The organism is Mucilaginibacter gossypii, assembly GCF_900100945.1.
Lineage (GTDB): Bacteria > Bacteroidota > Bacteroidia > Sphingobacteriales > Sphingobacteriaceae > Mucilaginibacter > Mucilaginibacter gossypii.
Map to the genome: position 1 here is coordinate 132,894 of NZ_FNCG01000013.1, position 17,113 is coordinate 150,006.

At 44.0% G+C, this 17,113-nt stretch carries 10 protein-coding genes; 6 read left to right on the forward strand and 4 right to left on the reverse strand.

Annotated elements, in window-relative coordinates:
• Positions 1-116: 116 nt before the first annotated feature.
• Positions 117-1,592, forward strand: a complete 1,476-nt coding sequence (crtD, locus tag BLS28_RS21515; RefSeq protein ID WP_091172303.1) for a 1-hydroxycarotenoid 3,4-desaturase CrtD — start codon at positions 117-119, stop codon at positions 1,590-1,592.
• Between the two features lie 411 nt (positions 1,593-2,003).
• Here the strand turns inward: crtD and BLS28_RS21520 are convergent, their stop codons facing one another.
• Positions 2,004-5,561: a VCBS repeat-containing protein gene (locus tag BLS28_RS21520; protein WP_143020836.1), complete on the reverse strand. Its 3,558-nt coding sequence runs from the start codon at positions 5,559-5,561 to the stop codon at positions 2,004-2,006.
• 242 nt (positions 5,562-5,803) lie between these two features.
• Between BLS28_RS21520 and BLS28_RS21525 the strand changes: the two genes are divergently transcribed.
• Both BLS28_RS21525 and BLS28_RS21530 read left to right on the forward strand, forming a co-directional pair.
• Positions 5,804-7,123: a vanadium-dependent haloperoxidase gene (locus tag BLS28_RS21525; protein ID WP_218134492.1), complete on the forward strand. Its 1,320-nt coding sequence runs from the start codon at positions 5,804-5,806 to the stop codon at positions 7,121-7,123.
• 385 nt (positions 7,124-7,508) lie between these two features.
• Positions 7,509-8,240, forward strand: a complete 732-nt coding sequence (locus BLS28_RS21530) for a GntR family transcriptional regulator (protein WP_091172222.1) — start codon at positions 7,509-7,511, stop codon at positions 8,238-8,240.
• Positions 8,241-8,958: 718 nt separating this feature from the next.
• On the opposite strand, the gene BLS28_RS21535 is transcribed toward BLS28_RS21530, so the two are convergent.
• Positions 8,959-10,227 carry a formylglycine-generating enzyme family protein gene (locus tag BLS28_RS21535; protein WP_256337502.1) on the reverse strand — a complete coding sequence of 423 codons (1,269 nt, stop codon included), beginning with the start codon at positions 10,225-10,227 and terminating at the stop codon, positions 8,959-8,961.
• Positions 10,228-10,382: 155 nt separating this feature from the next.
• On the opposite strand from BLS28_RS21535, the gene BLS28_RS21540 reads away from it, so the two are divergent.
• On the forward strand, positions 10,383-11,411 hold the full coding sequence (locus BLS28_RS21540) for a S66 peptidase family protein (RefSeq protein WP_091172224.1): 1,029 nt from the start codon (positions 10,383-10,385) through the stop codon (positions 11,409-11,411).
• A gap of 3 nt (positions 11,412-11,414) precedes the next feature.
• Here the strand turns inward: BLS28_RS21540 and BLS28_RS21545 are convergent, their stop codons facing one another.
• Positions 11,415-12,578 (reverse strand): hypothetical protein, encoded by a 1,164-nt coding sequence (locus tag BLS28_RS21545; protein WP_143020837.1) that lies wholly within the window; start codon positions 12,576-12,578, stop codon positions 11,415-11,417.
• A gap of 229 nt (positions 12,579-12,807) precedes the next feature.
• Between BLS28_RS21545 and BLS28_RS21550 the strand changes: the two genes are divergently transcribed.
• A complete protein-coding gene (locus tag BLS28_RS21550) occupies positions 12,808-13,584 on the forward strand; it encodes an SDR family NAD(P)-dependent oxidoreductase (RefSeq protein ID WP_091172228.1) in 777 nt (258 codons plus the stop codon).
• 265 nt (positions 13,585-13,849) lie between these two features.
• Positions 13,850-14,656, forward strand: coding sequence for a phytanoyl-CoA dioxygenase family protein (locus BLS28_RS21555; RefSeq protein ID WP_091172230.1), 807 nt, complete (start codon positions 13,850-13,852; stop codon positions 14,654-14,656).
• 366 nt (positions 14,657-15,022) lie between these two features.
• Here the strand turns inward: BLS28_RS21555 and BLS28_RS21560 are convergent, their stop codons facing one another.
• Positions 15,023-17,113, reverse strand: a complete 2,091-nt coding sequence (locus BLS28_RS21560) for a CehA/McbA family metallohydrolase domain-containing protein (RefSeq protein WP_091172232.1) — start codon at positions 17,111-17,113, stop codon at positions 15,023-15,025.

Genomic DNA, 17,113 nt, shown 5'->3' on the forward strand with positions numbered 1-17,113 from the left:
ATCCGATCAATGTGATTGCAGTTTATAACATTTGACATTAGTTGGATTTTTCTAATCAGGTCAGAAAAAATCCTGTTAATCCTAAAAATCCCCCGAATCCCGGTTATCTTTACCCCATGCCTCTCCCCAAAAAAGCTTTAATTATTGGTGCCGGTATAGCGGGCATTGCGACAGCTATCCGCCTGGCGGTAAAAGGATATCAGGTTGAAGTTTATGAAGCTAATAGTTACCCCGGTGGTAAGTTAAGCCAGTTTGAGCAGGATAGTTACCGCTTTGACGCCGGGCCGAGCCTGTTTACCATGCCGCAATATGTTAACGAGCTTTTTAAGCTGGCGGGAAGAAATCCGTCTGATTATTTCAGGTATCAAAAGCTCGATGTTGTTTGCAGATATTTTTATGAAGATGGTACGCGTTTAACCGCTTACGCTAATGCAGGCAAGTTTAGTGATGAGATACAGGAAAAGACAGGAGAACCTGCTGCAGCTGTAAAGCATTACCTTGATAACAGCAGTATGGTTTATAACGTTACCAACCACGTTTTTTTAGAGCGCTCCCTGCATCGGCTTAAAACCTATCTGCGCTGGGATACCGTCAAATCAATATTTCAGTTTGGTAAGATAGATGCCTTTCGCACTATGCACAAGGCCAATGAGGTCTTTTTCAAGGATAAAAGGATAGTGCAATTTTTCGACAGGTATGCAACCTATAATGGTTCAAATCCTTATAGCGCACCGGCCACGCTGAACGTAATCCCGCACCTGGAGCAGCATTTCGGCGCTTATTTTCCGGAGGGTGGGATGTATAACATAACTTCTTGCTTAGTGGCGCTGGCCGAATCATTAGGTATTAAATTTCACTACAATAACCCGGTAGCAGAAATTGCATTGCAAGGTCACACAGTAAGGGGGATCAAGACGAATGATGGAGTAATTGAAGGGGATCTTGTGGTATCCAATATGGATATCTGGTTCACCTATCACAAGCTGCTAAGCAATTATCCCAAACTTTATCCTCAAAAAATATTAAACCAGGAGCGAAGCAGTTCGGCCCTGATATTTTATTGGGGGATCCGGTATCAGTTCAGGGAGCTTGACCTGCATAACATTTTTTTCAGTGCTGATTACGAGGCCGAGTTTAATCACATTTGGCGGGAAAAGGAGATTTATCATGACCCTACCGTTTACCTTAACATCAGCTCCAAATATAAACCAAACGATGCTCCCGAGAGTTGCGAAAATTGGTTTGTGATGATCAACGTACCTGCTAACACCGGGCAGGATTGGGATGCACTGATAGCCGGGGCGAGGGAAAATGTATTAAATAAGTTAAGCCGTTTGCTAAATAAAGACATCCGCAAACTTATTGCTAATGAAAGCATCCTTGATCCGCGGAGTATCGAAAGCCGCACGTCTTCGTACCAGGGCTCCCTTTATGGTACCAGCTCCAACAGCCGGTTTGCAGCATTTTTACGGCATGCCAATAAATCCTCAAAAATAAAAGGTTTATATTTTTGCGGGGGAAGCGTACACCCGGGAGGAGGGATCCCGTTGTGTTTGCTGTCGGCAAAAATTGTGAGTGAGTTGGTTGGTTAAAGGAGGAAGATTGGAGTTTAAGTTACCAATATCCCCCTCCTTTTGGCTATTATGTATCACAGTTTCTATTAAATGAAAGTGTCAGTAAGTTTAATATAATAGACGTCCCGACTTATGAAGTTCAAAGCTTCGTAAGTCTTCAACTGCTTTTTTAGCATTCATCGGATCCAAAACTTTCCCATGAAATATAAAAAGGGGTGTCATGGGTAGGCCCTCGAAGCATGGCGGGCTGGGCCTCTGCGCACGAGTCTTCGACAGGCTCAGACTGACAGGCCCTCTTTTGCCATTTCACCTTCAGAGGCCTCCGGATTTAAACACTCGGACTGACAGGCCCCTTTGTCATTTTTCCTTCACAGGCCACCGGATTTAACACTCAGTAAGACATGACGGATATGCATGGATTTATAACTATCAGCTCCCCTTCCTTTTCCTACCATTATAATTTGTTATGGTTACCTCTGCTGTATTAGCATCCAATTCCAATATCCTTGACGATTGCGATAGATAGGTTGATCCATAATAAAATTCAATATGCTTTTTGCCTCCGTTCTTGAGCGTAATATCAGCATAAAAATCATCGGGCTTTAATTTAATATATCGCCTGGCAGAATTAGCGCCCGTTTTCCGGAATACTTTAATGCTATCTTGATTTTGGGTAGCTACTAAAACCCTGCCTCCTTTAGCCGATTGTACACTTGCCAGCCCTTTACCGTCGCCCGCGATATAAATACCGCTATTAGCTACTGATAGCGGAGCAAAGCTGCCTTTTCCATTGCCTTTCATATATAAACCCATAAAAGCATCGTGCCTCCCGGTAAAAGGTTCCATACCAAAGTCGTTACCAGTCATTACCAGGTCGAGGTTGCCATCGTGGTCAACATCTTCAGCTATTATGCCGTACACCGGGGCCATTTGTGCATCTTGCGGTAATGCACTGATACTAAAAGTACCAGTGCCTTTGCCGGTGATAAGGCTGGTGTTCATATCTGTAGCTTTAAGTACCACAGCACCTGCTTTGTCTTTTTCGCTCCAAAGATCATTCATTGTCGCATGGCCAAAGCCGCGATAGCTTGGATATTTTTTGCGGATGGAGATCACCTGGCTGATGAGGTCATCGCGGGTATGCATGGGGAAGGGTTTCTGTGAGCCGTCCTCATCCTTCATAAAGCAAAATATCATGGCATCGAAGGAGCCGTTACCATCCAGGTCTTTACCCATAATGGTCATGGGCTGTTCAAATGATGCTTTGTAGTTTGAGTTTTGGCCCAGGTTGCCGGCTACGTAATCAATGTTGCCATCGTTGTTAAAGTCACCTGCAACTATGCTGTTCCACCAGCCCACATGATCATCAATGCCCGATTTGATCTTGCTAAGGCCATGGCCGGTGTTTTTGTAAAAGGTAACCGGCATCCATTCGCCAACCACCACCAGGTCCGCCTTACCATCCTTGTCAAAATCCGACCAAAGCGCGTCGGTGATCATGCCGCCATGTATCAGGTCGGGGCAAAACTGGCTGGTAACATCGGTAAATTTACCGCCATCGTTCCTGAGTAAATGGCTAACGGGTGATGAAGGATAAGCGCCTGAAACCGATCTTGAACCTACAAAAAGGTCCAAATCGCCATCTCCATCAAAATCAGCAGCACGTACACATGAACCGTTATCATATTCCACGGGCACGGCGGCAAGGTCGCGGGTGAAATGACCTTTTTTATCGTTGATGTAAAGCCTGTCCTGAGCCGTGGTATGCCCTTTCTGGAATTCGTAACTACCACTTGCGATATACAGATCAGGGAAGCCATCGCCATTGGCATCAAACAATAATGCACCCATGTCTTCCTCTTCTTTAAAATCTTCGTGCATAAAACGGTTGTTATCCATAGCGAAATGACCGTTTGCATCCTGCATGAAAAATACCCCTTTGTTACCGGCGGAGCCTCCTATAAAAAGGTCATCGTAACCATTTCCATCCACATCGCCAACAGCAATAGCGGGCCCATACTGGCTTAGCTTGTGCGGCAGGGTAGGCTGTATATTATAATCGATAGCGTCTTTTTCCTGGTGCACGTATTTTATGCCTGTTTGGTTATTCGCCTCCTGAAACACCGGGATGATTTTGCCGAAAGCATCCGGCGGGAAATAACCAGAGGCATTTTTGTACCGCAATGTAAGTGTTTGGTTTGCCTTAACATTGGTAAGCAACTGGGTTTTACCATCGGGCCAGCGTACCCGCAATGAGTCGACAGATGTAGTGGCCCCTATACCGAAATGCCCGCGGGCATCATCCGTACTCATATAGCCGCGACAGGGTTGCTGGTCATAAAACTGCTGCTTGCCTTTGTAATAGATACGGACGGTAGCACCCATACCGCCAATATTTTTGCTGTCGCCCTGTAGTGCAACAGTTAGGTAGTTGTGATCTTTGGCTACCTGCGTTTTGCTGTTAGCGGTGTTTTCATAAATAAAAGCATCGTCATCAATATTATTGATCACGAGGTCAAGATCGCCGTCATTATCCAGATCGGCGTAAACACCGCCGGTTGAAAAGGTAGGTTTCACAATTCCCCAATCTTTCGACTGATCTTTAAACAAGTACCCGCCCGCATTTCTGAAAGCGTAGCTTGATGTTTTTACAACGGGGAATGAATCGGCAGCAGCTAAAGTAGTATTCTCTTTAACTGTACGGCCCTGATCGTTACTGTACAGGGCGTGATCAAGGTCCGTAACGTCGCGGGGATAGCCGTTGGTGATCATCATGTCACGATAACCGTCGTTATCAAAATCGGCCACAAGAGGTGTCCAGCTCCAGTCGGTTTGATAAACACCGGCCTGGTAAGCTATTTCGCTGTATTGCGGATGGCCGGCGGGTGTTTGCCCCTGATTAAGCTGCAGCACATTGCGGATGTACTGGTGCTCGTATTTAAATTTGTTATTGTTGATATAGGTAATGTAATTATCGCCTACAAGCATGGTTTTTTTACGTACGTTTTCTTCGGGCAGCATCTCTAATGATACCAGGTCGGCCTTGCCATCATTGTTGATATCAACCATATCCGATCCCATTACCGACCAGCCCGTGTGTTTAAAATATTCGCCCGCGCGGTTGCTGAAGGTGCCGTTTTTATTGTTCACCCATAATACATCGTTCGATATAAAGTCGTTACCAACATAAACATCCGGCCAGCCATCGTTATTCACATCGCATATGGAAACGGAGTTGCCAAAACCTTCTATCAATATCCCGGCTTCTTTGGTTACATTGGTGAAGGTACCATTACCATTGTTACGGTAAAGGCGGTCATTATTCTGTGCGCTGCCATCGGTTAATTTAGGGCGATAGGCCACCGGCGTTTCTTTGCCTAAAAAGTTGGTGAGCAGGTACATGTCGAGGTCGCCGTCATGGTCGTAATCAAAAAATACGGCTTGTGTACTGTAGCCGGTGTCCTGCAGGCCATAGGCTGCTGCCGATTCTTTAAAGGTTGGCACGCCATCTTTATTGGTTGCCTGGTTGATGAAAAGCAGGTTTTTACGATGGTTGGGATCGCTTTTAAATGATGAGCAGACGTATATGTCCGGCCAGCCATCGTTATTGATATCAACTACTGATACACCTGCGTACCAGTCGCCATTACCGGCTACACCCGCTGCATCGGTAACATCTTTAAAAGTAAGTGAGCCTTTGTTAATGTATAATTTATTGGCAACCATGTTGCCGGCAAAGTAAACATCGGGCAGGCCATCATGATTAAAATCGCCGATACCAACACCGGCGCCATTGTACAGGTAGGGGTGGTTAAGGATGTTGATGCTGTCACTTTCGGTAATGGTATTTTTAAAATCGATACCGGTTTGTGAAGCATCGAGCAGCTTAAAGAGCGTTGGGCCTGATGACTTTTTTGAACATCCGGCACCAAAAAAAAGTAACAATAAGGTAGATAGTTTAAACGCCTGGGGTAAACTTTTTATCATGCAGATATGGTTAATAATTGATTGATGGTTTATGCTTTGGTTAAGCTTTAACTTATTGGTTATAATGCAATAAGCCAGTGTAAAGAAAACGGATTTTACAATTCCTGTTTCTGCAAATTGTATCAAAAGTTAGTTAATTACTATCGGGCCATACTTAAATATTGATTAACTGTTAGCTTTGATCTGAACCCCTGATTTGAGGGGCAGACCAATTAAACTGATCAAGCCTTTGCTGTTTCATCATGATGAAGAGACTATATTTTGCCCTTATTGTTATTATAACTTGCTCATCATGCGGCAAAAAAAGCTGGGAAAAACCAGCCGAAAACCCGGATTTTATCCACCGGTCTATAAAAGATGTTACTGATGTGGTAAGGCATGATATTTATTCGCCGCCGGTTGCCAGTCGTATTTATGCTTATATCAGTGTGGCTGCATACGAGGCTGCGCGAAATGGCGATGATCATTACCAATCGCTTGAAGGGCAACTGAAAGGGCTCGACTCGGTACCTAAGCCTATAGCTGGTAAAAAATATTGCTTCACGTTATCGGCATCGCACGCTATTTTAACCGTTGGTAAGATCCTGGTGATGAGTGAGGGCAGGATAGAGGGTTTTCATGACAAACTGATGCAGGAGTTTAAAAATACCGGCATGCCCGATAGTGTGTATGATAACTCGATAGCGTACGGTAAACTTATTGCCGACAGGATCATAAAATGGGCGGGTAAGGATAACTATAAACATACCCGCTCATTATCAAAATATGATGTGCAAACAGATGACGCAAGCTGGAAGCCCACCCCACCGGCCTACATGAAAGGTATTGAACCGCACTGGAACGAGATCCGCCCATTTTTGCTTGATTCGGCACAGCAATTTAAACCAGCTCATCCGTTTACCTTCAGCAACATTCCCGGTAGTAATTTTTACAAGCTGGCTATGGAAGTATATGATACAGGCAAGCACCTCACCGATGATGAGGCTACCATTGCTACTTTTTGGGATGATAACCCCTTTAAGGTGAATATCAACGGGCACACTATGTTTGCCACAAAAAAAATCTCGCCGGGAGGGCATTGGATCAATATCACGGCGCTGGCTTGTCGTAAGGCTAAGGCCGGTTATGTGAAAAGTGCTGAAGCTTATGCTTGTATAGCTGTAGTTATTGCAGATAGTTTTATAAACTGCTGGGACGAAAAATACCGGAGCAAGGTGATCAGGCCCGAAACTTACATTAACCAGTATATTGATCAAAGCTGGATGCCATTGCTGCAAACGCCGCCTTTCCCCGAGTATACCAGCGGGCACAGTGTTGTATCTACCGCATCAGCAGCCGTGTTAGGCAAATTATTTGGCGATGAATTTTCGTTCATTGACTCTACAGAAATGGAATTTGCTATCCCCGCGCGCAATTTTAAATCCTTTAAAGCCGCGGCCGAGGAGGCCGCTATCAGCAGGTTTTATGGTGGTATCCATTATATGCCATCCATAACTAACGGTGTAGATGAGGGCGATAGGATAGGGCAATTTGCATTAACTAAACTGCATACTAAGAAGTAGCCGGAAGTATGGGAAGTAACTTTTTTAGCAAATTCATAAAGGCATAATCAAGGCGAATTTATAAGTAATTAAAAGGTTATTTTCCATCAGTTGAACCTTTAGTCGAGGGGTAATTATGGAACAATTTATAATATTAAACAATGAAATAACCATTTGTATGAACATTTAAGTTATGGAGCTTGAAAGTAAATAATCGATACCAATAATTGCTGCGTAGTTAGGTTGATAGAAATAGAATAAAGTCATTGAATTATTAACGTTCCATACAATATATAGATATCCTGTTTGGCAAATTAAAACACATCCTTAAACCATGTAAATACATAATTAACCTTTTTACTATCTTTAGCCATATATTTCCTCATTAAGGTTAGTAAAAACCATTATGAAATTAGCCATCGACCATAAAAGCCCTATTCCACTCCATATACAGGCCGAGCAATTGCTTCGCGAACTGATCAAAGATCCGGTTTACCAGGCGGGTAAATTATTACCTAACGAGGTAGAGCTGGCAAAAAAGTTGGCTATATCCCGCACAACACTGCGGCAGGCTATTAATAAACTGGTTTACGAAGAACTGTTGATCCGCAAAAAGGGTTTTGGTACTAAAGTTGCCAACTCCAGGATCAGTTCAAAATCAATGAACTGGCTCAGTTTTTCGCAGGAAATGAAAGCGAGAGGTATTACCGTAAAAAATTATGAGCTGCATGTAAGCTGGGTATTTCCTGATGAAAGCACCGCCAGCTTTTTCGATATCAGTACAGAGAAAAAAATTGTGAAAATGGAGCGGCTACGGGGCAGCAGCGACAACCCTTTTGTTTATTTCATATCTTATTTTCACCCGCGCATAGGCCTTACAGGCGAAGAGGATTTTAAACGCCCGCTTTATGAAATGCTGGAGGAAGAATATTCTACGATAGCAAACCTGTCAAAAGAAGAAATCAGTGCGCTGGAAGCTAATAAGTTCATAGCCGGCAAGCTTGAAATTGAAACCGGCAGCCCCGTATTATTCAGAAAAAGATTTGTTTACGATCAGGGCGAGCGCCCCATGGAGTATAACCTTGGCTATTACAAGGCCGAAAGCTTCGTATACACTGTTGAAAGCCGCAGGACCTGATCCTGAATACTTATTGGCAGTGACATAGAACCAGGAAACCCTCTTTAGAATCAGTTGATGTATGTATATCTTTTAAATATTAATTGAGAATCGAAGAAGATGTCGTTTCGAGCGAACACTGGTGGGGCAGCGCGCAAGAGTGAGGAGAAATCTTCTACATTGTGCTAAGCTGCCATGCAAAGTTTATAGCTCGTATAAGATTTCTCACTCGTTCCTCGTTTCGAAATGACAATTGTTTTTATTAGACGAACTCAATAGCCAGGAGGGGTACAGCCACCTGTCACTTAAATTTAGCAGCATTGTCTTACTGACTAAGCGGAAGAGACGTTAGAGCTATACTATATTTTGCAAAAAAACCGGCAGTTTTTTAATTATTGCAATTCATTGCCAATTATCTATAAACCAATCGTTATCTATAAAAATATACCAATGAAAATAAAATTTTCATATTAAGATGACAATAAATGTAAAGATTACACGTATATTTGTAACATCATGTGAATGGCTGACAGGCAGCGCCACCGGTTCGACTCCGGGTTTACATCTCTTCTCATAATTTAGGTTTATAATTGGTTAGAACGCATTCCTGCCCATCAGGAGTGCTTCTTTTTTTTATGCCCTTTTTGAAGCGGAAGGCGGAATACTTAAAGCAGAAAGCTTTTGAACTTGTTACCCATTGTTCCCGATAAATTCTTATATATAAATATCACGAAAAATATTAAAGTGCTTTTTGGGTGTCCTGTGTCGTATTATTACCATGCTTAACATCCTTTACACATCTAAAGCCAACGTGGTTTGTTGCCGAGCGATATTCGCCTTTACCTCTCGAGCCTACCATATAGCGGGTGCAGTACTGGTCGGTACATAAAAATGAGCCGCCTCTTTGAACCTTCTTTTTTTGCCCCGGCTCCTGCGGATCTGAAGAATCAGAAGGCCCTTTAGGATTGCGCGCAACCATATTAGGATTAAAGCTATTGTAATAATCATTTCGGTACCAGTCAGCACACCATTCCCATGCGTTGCCGGCCATATCATACAAACCGTAAGCATTCGCCGGGTATTTTTTTACCGGCCCCAGGCCGGTTTCACCATCTTCGGCATCATCATGATCAGGAAAAGATCCCTGGAATGTGTTGGCCATCCAGCGTCCGTTCTGTTTTAACTGGTTGCCCCAGGGATATAGTTCACCGGCTTTACCTCCTCTTGCTGCAAACTCCCATTCGGCCTCTGTGGGCAGGCGTTTTCCGGCCCATTTGGCATAGGCAGCAGCATCTTCCCAGGCTACCTGTACTACCGGGTAATCTTCTTTACCTATCAAGTCAGAACCCGGTCCAAGCGGGTGTTTCCAGTCGGCCCCGTTTTGGTACGACCACCATTGCGAAATATCATCTAATTGCACTTTTTGATGCGGAGGCGTAAAAACAACCGATCCGGCAACCAGTTTTTCGGCCGGAACACCGGCAAATTCTGCCTCGGTGGGTTTTTGTTCAGCCACGGTTATGTAGCCGGTAGCTTTTACAAATTTGGCAAACTGGTTATTGGTTACCTCGGTTTTATCCATGTAAAAACCATCAACAAATACCCGGTGAACAGGCCTGGCATCGTCCATGGCTTCCATACCGCCATCGGTCATACCCCTTGGATTAACCCCACCCATGCTAAAGGTACCACCAGGAATCCATGCCATATCCTGATCAGCTTTATTGGCAGATGTACCATTCAAGTTAACTATTGTGGGTTTAAATGCCTCCCCGCCTTGCTGCATGTATAAAATGCTGTCTTCCCTGATCATCCCGTTTTTGGTACAGGAAATGGCCGCTTTAACTTTAAATCCGGCAGATGATGCATTAACAAGCCTTGGGTTTGTGGTGTCAGTTTCATTTTTACGGCCGGAGGTGTGGCAAGCCTGGAAAACGAGAGACAATAGCATTAGGGTTAACCCTATAAATAATTTAAGTCCGGTAAATGGGATATGCTTTATCTTCATCAAATTCAAATTTACTTATCTTTAGGTAAAAGCAGGTGAGGGGTTATGTAAAGATTATAGGATAATGAATTTTACCTGCGAGGTATTCATTACTTATACTCCCGTTTTTTCATACTTTTATAAACGCTGTTGCATCAAAATGCAGCAGGTATAAAATGAACCGAAAACGCTTCATATCCTCCTTAGTCACGGCCGGCGCCGCTTTATCAACCTCAGGGGCATGGTCGGTTACTCCAACAAATCCCTATACTAAAGCCCGTCACAAAATCCCTCCTTATTTGCAACCCGGAGATACCATAGGCATTATTAGTCCATCGGGATATATGAGCCTGGCCGACCTTATGCCGGCTGTACAACTTATACAAAACTGGGGCTTTAAGGTGCAGATTGGCGATAACACCGGCAAAAAGGATTTTATATACGGGGGAACAGATGAAGAACGCGTGGCAGACCTGCAGCAGATGCTGGATAACCCCGAGATTAAAGCCATTATGTGTGCAAGAGGGGGTTACGGATTGGTGAGGATCATTGACCGACTCAATTTCAAACAGTTTAAGAAAAATCCTAAATGGATTATCGGCTTCAGCGACATTACCGCCCTGCATTGCCATATCAACCGGAATTTTGGTATTGCAACACTGCATTCAAAAATGTGCAACAGTTTTCCTGATGACTGGGCAAAGGCCGATGCTATGCAGATAGCCACTATTCAATCCATAAGGCAGGCGCTTACCGGCGAAAGCCTTAATTATTCGTCACCTGCTTGCCCCCAAAACCGCTCCGGAAAAACCGAAGCCCTATTGGTTGGCGGTAACCTGAGCCTGATCGCGACGCTTTCGGGTACGCCGTCTGACCTTGATACGAATGGAAAAATCTTATTTGTTGAAGATACCCATGAACGCCTTTACAATATCGACCGCATGTTCTGGAACCTAAAGCAATGCGGTAAACTTTCGCACCTGGCCGGGCTAATTATAGGAGGCTTTCAACTAACGCCCGATATTGAAGGCGAAGAATTTGGCCACAGCATTTATGATATCGTTACCGAAAAAGTAAAAGACTATGACTATCCAGTTTGCTTTGATTTTCCGGTGGGTCATCAAAGAAACAATTTCGCCCTTACATGCGGGTTATGGCACATACTTGAGGTTGGAACGGAAGGAAGTGTGCTTAAATCTGTTTAACCTTTATTTCAGATTTTCATCAAAATCAATAAAAAGATCGGCTTTATCATTATCATAAATACCACCTGCTATAATGCTTTGCCCGGTTGTTCCGGGATTGTTTCCCTGGCCCAGCGGCCATGAGCCTTTTGAGTTGGTAACCCCAAATCCGGCATAGGAAGCTGCCTGTAAAGCAAAATCGGTACAGTTATTTTTTGACAGGTGATACTCCAACCCATCGTATAAACGGGTGAGCTTCAGGATTCTTTTAAACCGGCGTTCGGTTATAAACTTGCCCATTACTTCATCCCACTTGTGCGCCTCATCATTTTTGAAAGTGCCCGAGGTTTCCGGCTCCCATGGAGTGGCTGAAAATATATTGTCCTTTTTAGGATAAAATCCGAAGGAAACAGAAACCGAGCTTGAATCGGCGTTGTACTTGATGAGGGTGATAAAAGTATGACCGGTGTTGGCCCGTACAAATACAGTCGGTTTACCCGGTTTTGGTTGTTTTACATGAAATAACAATGCGTAAGCAGCCGCTTTTTTACCATCATTAAATGTGTTCAGGATGCGGTTATAAGTGATAGACTTGCTCTTTTTTTCTTTTTTATCTTTTAATTGAACCGGGGTGTTTACAAATACCGAATCGTCATTCGCGTTAATGGCCAACAGGCCACTGTTTAAATGTAACTGCCGGCCGGTTGTATCAGCAATAACAGAATCCGGCGCAGCGGGTATAAGATCACTCCCCACCTTTTTAGATACCATCGCTTTAAAAAAGCACTTCATGGCCAAAGGATACAAATGCAGCTTGGCAAATACATTGGCAAGCTTATAATATGATTTAACTTTGGCCTGGTTATAATTACTTTCGCCGGTATTGTTGGCCGATAGCTCTTTTAAATAGCTCAAAACCTTTTTGCGACCGGCATGGGTATCCAGCTCACTTTCCAGATCAGTTTCAAAAACCGCATTGGCTTTATCAATAACAGGTTTGTTTGATACCCCCGCAAGCAGTTTGGACGAATAGCTATCATCAATTATACTATGGGCGGATGTGTCGGGCAACAGGTTAAGCTTGTATCGCACCGAAGCCAAGAGCTGGGCGGATGCCGGAAGTACAGATAACATATAACTAATGACTACAAGGGCGCTGAATAAATATTTTGTACGATAAGCGGTCATGATCAATTTTAAGCTTGTGATAATTGTTGTGTTACAGATATAATAACGGGTAGGGGAGCGGTTACGATTTACCAGCAACAACAATAACCTTGCTGGTTATAGCTTAAAAAACGAAAACGGGGCAGTATAGTTTTCATATCAATACAAACGTAACAATATTTTAAATAGTCTACAAGTTTAGTAGACTATTTTATTTAAACTTGCATCGCAGATATAACTCATAAAAATAATGGATCAGTACGCTTTAGTTACGGGAGCAGGTAAAGGCATTGGGCGGTCAATGGCTATATTGCTGGCTCAAAAAGGATATAACCTACTGCTGGTTTCCCGGTCAGAAAATGACCTCATTGCTTTATCTGCCCAAATAAAAGCCGACTTTTATGTTCAGACTGATTATCTCGCGATTGATCTTTCCGGTGCAGGTGCGGCCCTCCGGGTCTTTGACTGGGCTAAAAACTTAGATGTACCTGTATCGATATTAATAAATAACGCGGGGCATGGTGCGTGGGGAAATTTCGATGAGCTGGATCTGAGCGCACAAACCCGGATGATGCAGGTCAATATGAATGCCCTTACCGAGCTCTCCTATCATTTTATCCCGCTTTTAAAATTGCAGCAGCGGGCTTTTATCCTCAATATATCCAGCACCGCGGCTTACCAGGCTGTACCAACGCTGGCTGTATATGCAGCCACCAAAGCGTTTGTTTTATCATTTAGTCGGGCTTTAAGATACGAGCTTAAGGACACGCCGGTATCAGTAAGCTGCCTTTGCCCTGGCCCTACAGACACAGGCTTTGCCCACAGCGCAGGGATGGATGCCCTGGCCGAACTGGCAGCCAAGTTTAATATGAATCCCGATAAAGTTGCGGCGATAGGGATAAATGGAATGTTCAACAAAAAGGCCGAAATAGTACCCGGATTTTTAAACAAGCTTTCGGCCGTAGCGGCAACACATGGCCCTAAAAATCTGATTGAACGTGTAACAGCAGGGCTTTACAAGCATTAAAAAATATTTTCATAAATATTTGGAGTGATTAACAATTTGTTTACATTTGTATTAATCTATTAAAAAGATAGATTTAATATACATTGAACAATACGCGCAACATATTATTTGCATGCCCAATGCGAATGCCCTTCATAACAAGGGTCATGTGCAGCTGTTGTTGTTAATTTCCCTTAAAAGGACCTGCTCCTTTCTTACCCTGCCGCTTAAGCGGTAACAGCGTTTACAAATCCATTTTTAGGTTACAATAATATCTTTCCACCACATGGCAGCGTCATATCAAAAATTCACCTTAGGCTCAACAATTACGCCCGAACAACAGGCTTTTTTTAATCAGCACGGCTTTATCCATTTCAAAAATTTCATCAAGCCCGAAACTGTTACCGACATCATCAATGCATCAAAACAGGTTGAAAACACCTGGATAAATAATAACACCGAAAAGGTAAACGGCGTACCCATCAAATACGGTAAAGATCTTGACGGGTCACCTATTGTGCAGCGTTTTGCTTTTATCAATCAGCACCATAACCTGTTAAATGAATTTACCAAAGATCCGCGTTTCGAGGTACTGCTTAACCTCATAGGTGAAGGTTCGCGCCTGGGCACCGACGAAAAAGACGGCATGGTATTTAACCACTATGTAAATGGCCCCGAAAGCAGTTTTACTAAAATGGGCTGGCATACCGACGGTTTGCGCGATATTTTTCATGGCCAAAAGTTAAACCCGATGCTGAATGTTGGGATTCACCTGAGCACTTTAAAACCGGAGAATGGCGGTTTACGCATCCTGCCCGGCACACATAAGCAAAACCTTTACCAGATGCTTTTCCGTAAAAAGTATTTCCTTGACCATGATACCGACGAAAATGAGGTAGCTATTATCCCCACTGCGGGCGACCTGACCATACATGATGGCCGCTTGTGGCACCGCGTAGCCCAGTCAACCGTAGTTGGTGAAGCAAGCCGCCGCAGGGTAATCTATATCCCCCTTATTGCAGGCAAATATGAGCCAAAGCATGCCGACAGCCCTACCGCCTTTTATCAACGTTTTGCAAGTATTGTTAAGTAAAAATTTATGTTAATTGCCTTATTCATTAGCTATCTCATCCGCACCGGGAAAATAGCAGCCCTTAAAAGTTTCTTTACAGAACGGGCGTTGGTTAAAGTCCCTGTAAAATAAAATTATGTCATTGCGAGGAGCCGCATGGGTGAGAGCATCTGGCGCGACGCGGCAATCTTGTAGCTATGCCGTTGCCGGTGTTGTCACCACCAACAACGGCGGAGGAAAAATCACCCGCCGCCGCTCGGCTCCTGCCGAGTGGCAGTTATTTCCAGGTCTCTGGCCTATGTCAGCCATGTGGATTCACGCCGGCCAGAGGCCGTTTTGATAGTTGCCACTCGGCTGGAGCCGAGCGGCGGCATTGGTTTGAGGTTTTTACTTCAACCAAACCGTTTGCGTATAAGCACCATCAACGGCGGCATCCCAAACTTCCAATCGTGCCCATTTGCGGCCTTTCATATTGAGCACTTTATTAAATGTTTTTGTGCCGAAGGCCTGCGTTGATGTAAGATCGATGCGCTCACGATAAACCCGCTTCCCATCTCCTGAAATGATTTCAGCAAAGTTGAGCGGGAATGTCCAGCTGGTTTTAAAGTTCACCGTGCATTTGCCGTCAGCCGGGAGGGCAATAGTTTCTCCTGATGAATGGCCATTTACTGTAAAATCTTCGATTAAAACTTCGCCGGTGGTAGAGAAAAATTTGCCTTGCTCCAAAACATCAAGCACCGGCTGCCAGCCATTTTTATATTGCGGCTGTTTGGCAAGTTTCAGGTAGTTTACGTTGAGATGGGCATACATTTCGTTTTCTGGCTCGATACTGAAGAGGTCGGCTTCAGAGAGTATTTTCTTTTTCAGCCCCCAATTATTCATATCATCCATCAGGTCAAATACCCGTTTACCCAAACGCGGTTCGGACAGATCGGCCGGTAAAGCTTTCCAGGCAGCTCCTAAAAATCTGTCGGACAGGTAAAAATCTTCCTTCTTATAAGCATCCGGGAAACCGGTTGATCCCTTTGTACGGGCATGCGCTGTCCAAGCCAAACCATTTTCCGCTTTAAGCAGGTTCAGCATATCGGCTTTGTCACCAATGTGGTAAACTTTGCCATGTTCGGCATCGGTACTTTCAAAAGGCGTACCCGCCTTGCGCGACATGACCCAGTAAACCGGCTTAGGAAAAAATGCCAGCCAATGGCCGCCAAAAAATTCATTAGGCTCTTCGCCGGGCAGCAGTAAAAAATTAGAATCAGACAAGTGGCTACACTGATCAAACAGCGCTTTTAATTCTTTAAGGCGCTGCTCGTCCGGTCCTTTAGGGTGCGCTGTGTAATGAAACTCAGCCAAATGAATGATGTTGATGCCCTGCCTTTTCAGCACTTTCACAAACGACGGGCTGTCCGGGACCGGCTTACCCGCCAGCACCACGCTCATGATAAACTCATTATGAAAATGACTTGCCATGGTTTTATAACCCGGTAGCGGCTTGTAACTGTCATCATGGGTGAATTGCTTTACTTTATTCAGCAGGTTATCGGCACCATCATTACCCAGCAGGCAAAAAAAGTTGAGTCGTTGTTTAGTTCCCGGAGGCGCGTTAAACCAGGGAACGTACCGTTTATCGCCCTGCAATTCCTGCCGGATGCCAAGGCCATAGCCCGGAAGCAGGTTGCGATAATTACTGCCATACCATACAAATTTGAGATTAAAGGCTTCATCCAAAGGATAAAAATACTGGTGCGGCGCGGGAAACACGGCTATGCTGCCCTTATCGTTGCTCCCGATGATAGTACGGTATTTTACAGCAAGATTTTTAGCAGTATCAGGCTTACTGACATCTTCTGTTTGCAGGTGTTCATAAACATCACTGTAATTGACAGCTTTAACCGGGTTGGTTTTCGCTACCAAACCGGCATCATACAAAATAGCTGTCGAGTCAATTTGTGTAGATACAATCGCGGCCACATTAAACATGGGCTCGCCGTTATAGAGGGTTATCTCCAGGTCGCCTTTAAAATTGGGAGCTTCTAATCCGGGCAGTGTAATTATAGTGCGCGAGCCTTTGTTGCTTACGCTGATGCCCTTTTTATGAAAATCTATTTTGTATGAATGGTGAGGTTTCAGCGGTACTTTATCAAAAAAGATGTTCCAGCCGTTTTGAGAGATGAGGTCACGCTTACCTTCTGTAAGGATAAACTGCGGATCGATATTTTCAATTATCGGCTTGTAAATACCTCTTTTACTTAACTGTACGCTGGTAAATAGCGGTTCGCCATTTTTTAAATTTAAAACAAGTTTAGCCTTGCTGTTAATCCCTGCCGGCCAGGTTACCGTTACGTTTGCGGTATTTGCCATTACACTTACGCCGGCTGCCGGTTTAAAGTTTTTATTACCTGATACCTGCGCCTGAACTTTAAAAAAAGCCAGCGACAGTAATCCGCAAAGTGCAAGATGTTTTAATTGATGAACCAT

What these genes read in the sequence shown, in the direction of transcription:
- BLS28_RS21530 (WP_091172222.1), top strand. Translation starts at nt 7,509, where the DNA reads ATGAAATTAGCCATCGACCATAAAAGCCCTATTCCACTCCATATACAG.
- BLS28_RS21520 (WP_143020836.1), bottom strand. Translation starts at nt 5,561, where the DNA reads ATGATAAAAAGTTTACCCCAGGCGTTTAAACTATCTACCTTATTGTTA.
- crtD (WP_091172303.1), top strand. Translation starts at nt 117, where the DNA reads ATGCCTCTCCCCAAAAAAGCTTTAATTATTGGTGCCGGTATAGCGGGC.
- BLS28_RS21555 (WP_091172230.1), top strand. Translation starts at nt 13,850, where the DNA reads ATGGCAGCGTCATATCAAAAATTCACCTTAGGCTCAACAATTACGCCC.
- BLS28_RS21525 (WP_218134492.1), top strand. Translation starts at nt 5,804, where the DNA reads ATGATGAAGAGACTATATTTTGCCCTTATTGTTATTATAACTTGCTCA.
- BLS28_RS21535 (WP_256337502.1), bottom strand. Translation starts at nt 10,227, where the DNA reads ATGAAGATAAAGCATATCCCATTTACCGGACTTAAATTATTTATAGGG.
- BLS28_RS21550 (WP_091172228.1), top strand. Translation starts at nt 12,808, where the DNA reads ATGGATCAGTACGCTTTAGTTACGGGAGCAGGTAAAGGCATTGGGCGG.
- BLS28_RS21560 (WP_091172232.1), bottom strand. Translation starts at nt 17,113, where the DNA reads ATGGTTCATCAATTAAAACATCTTGCACTTTGCGGATTACTGTCGCTG.
- BLS28_RS21545 (WP_143020837.1), bottom strand. Translation starts at nt 12,578, where the DNA reads ATGACCGCTTATCGTACAAAATATTTATTCAGCGCCCTTGTAGTCATT.
- BLS28_RS21540 (WP_091172224.1), top strand. Translation starts at nt 10,383, where the DNA reads ATGAACCGAAAACGCTTCATATCCTCCTTAGTCACGGCCGGCGCCGCT.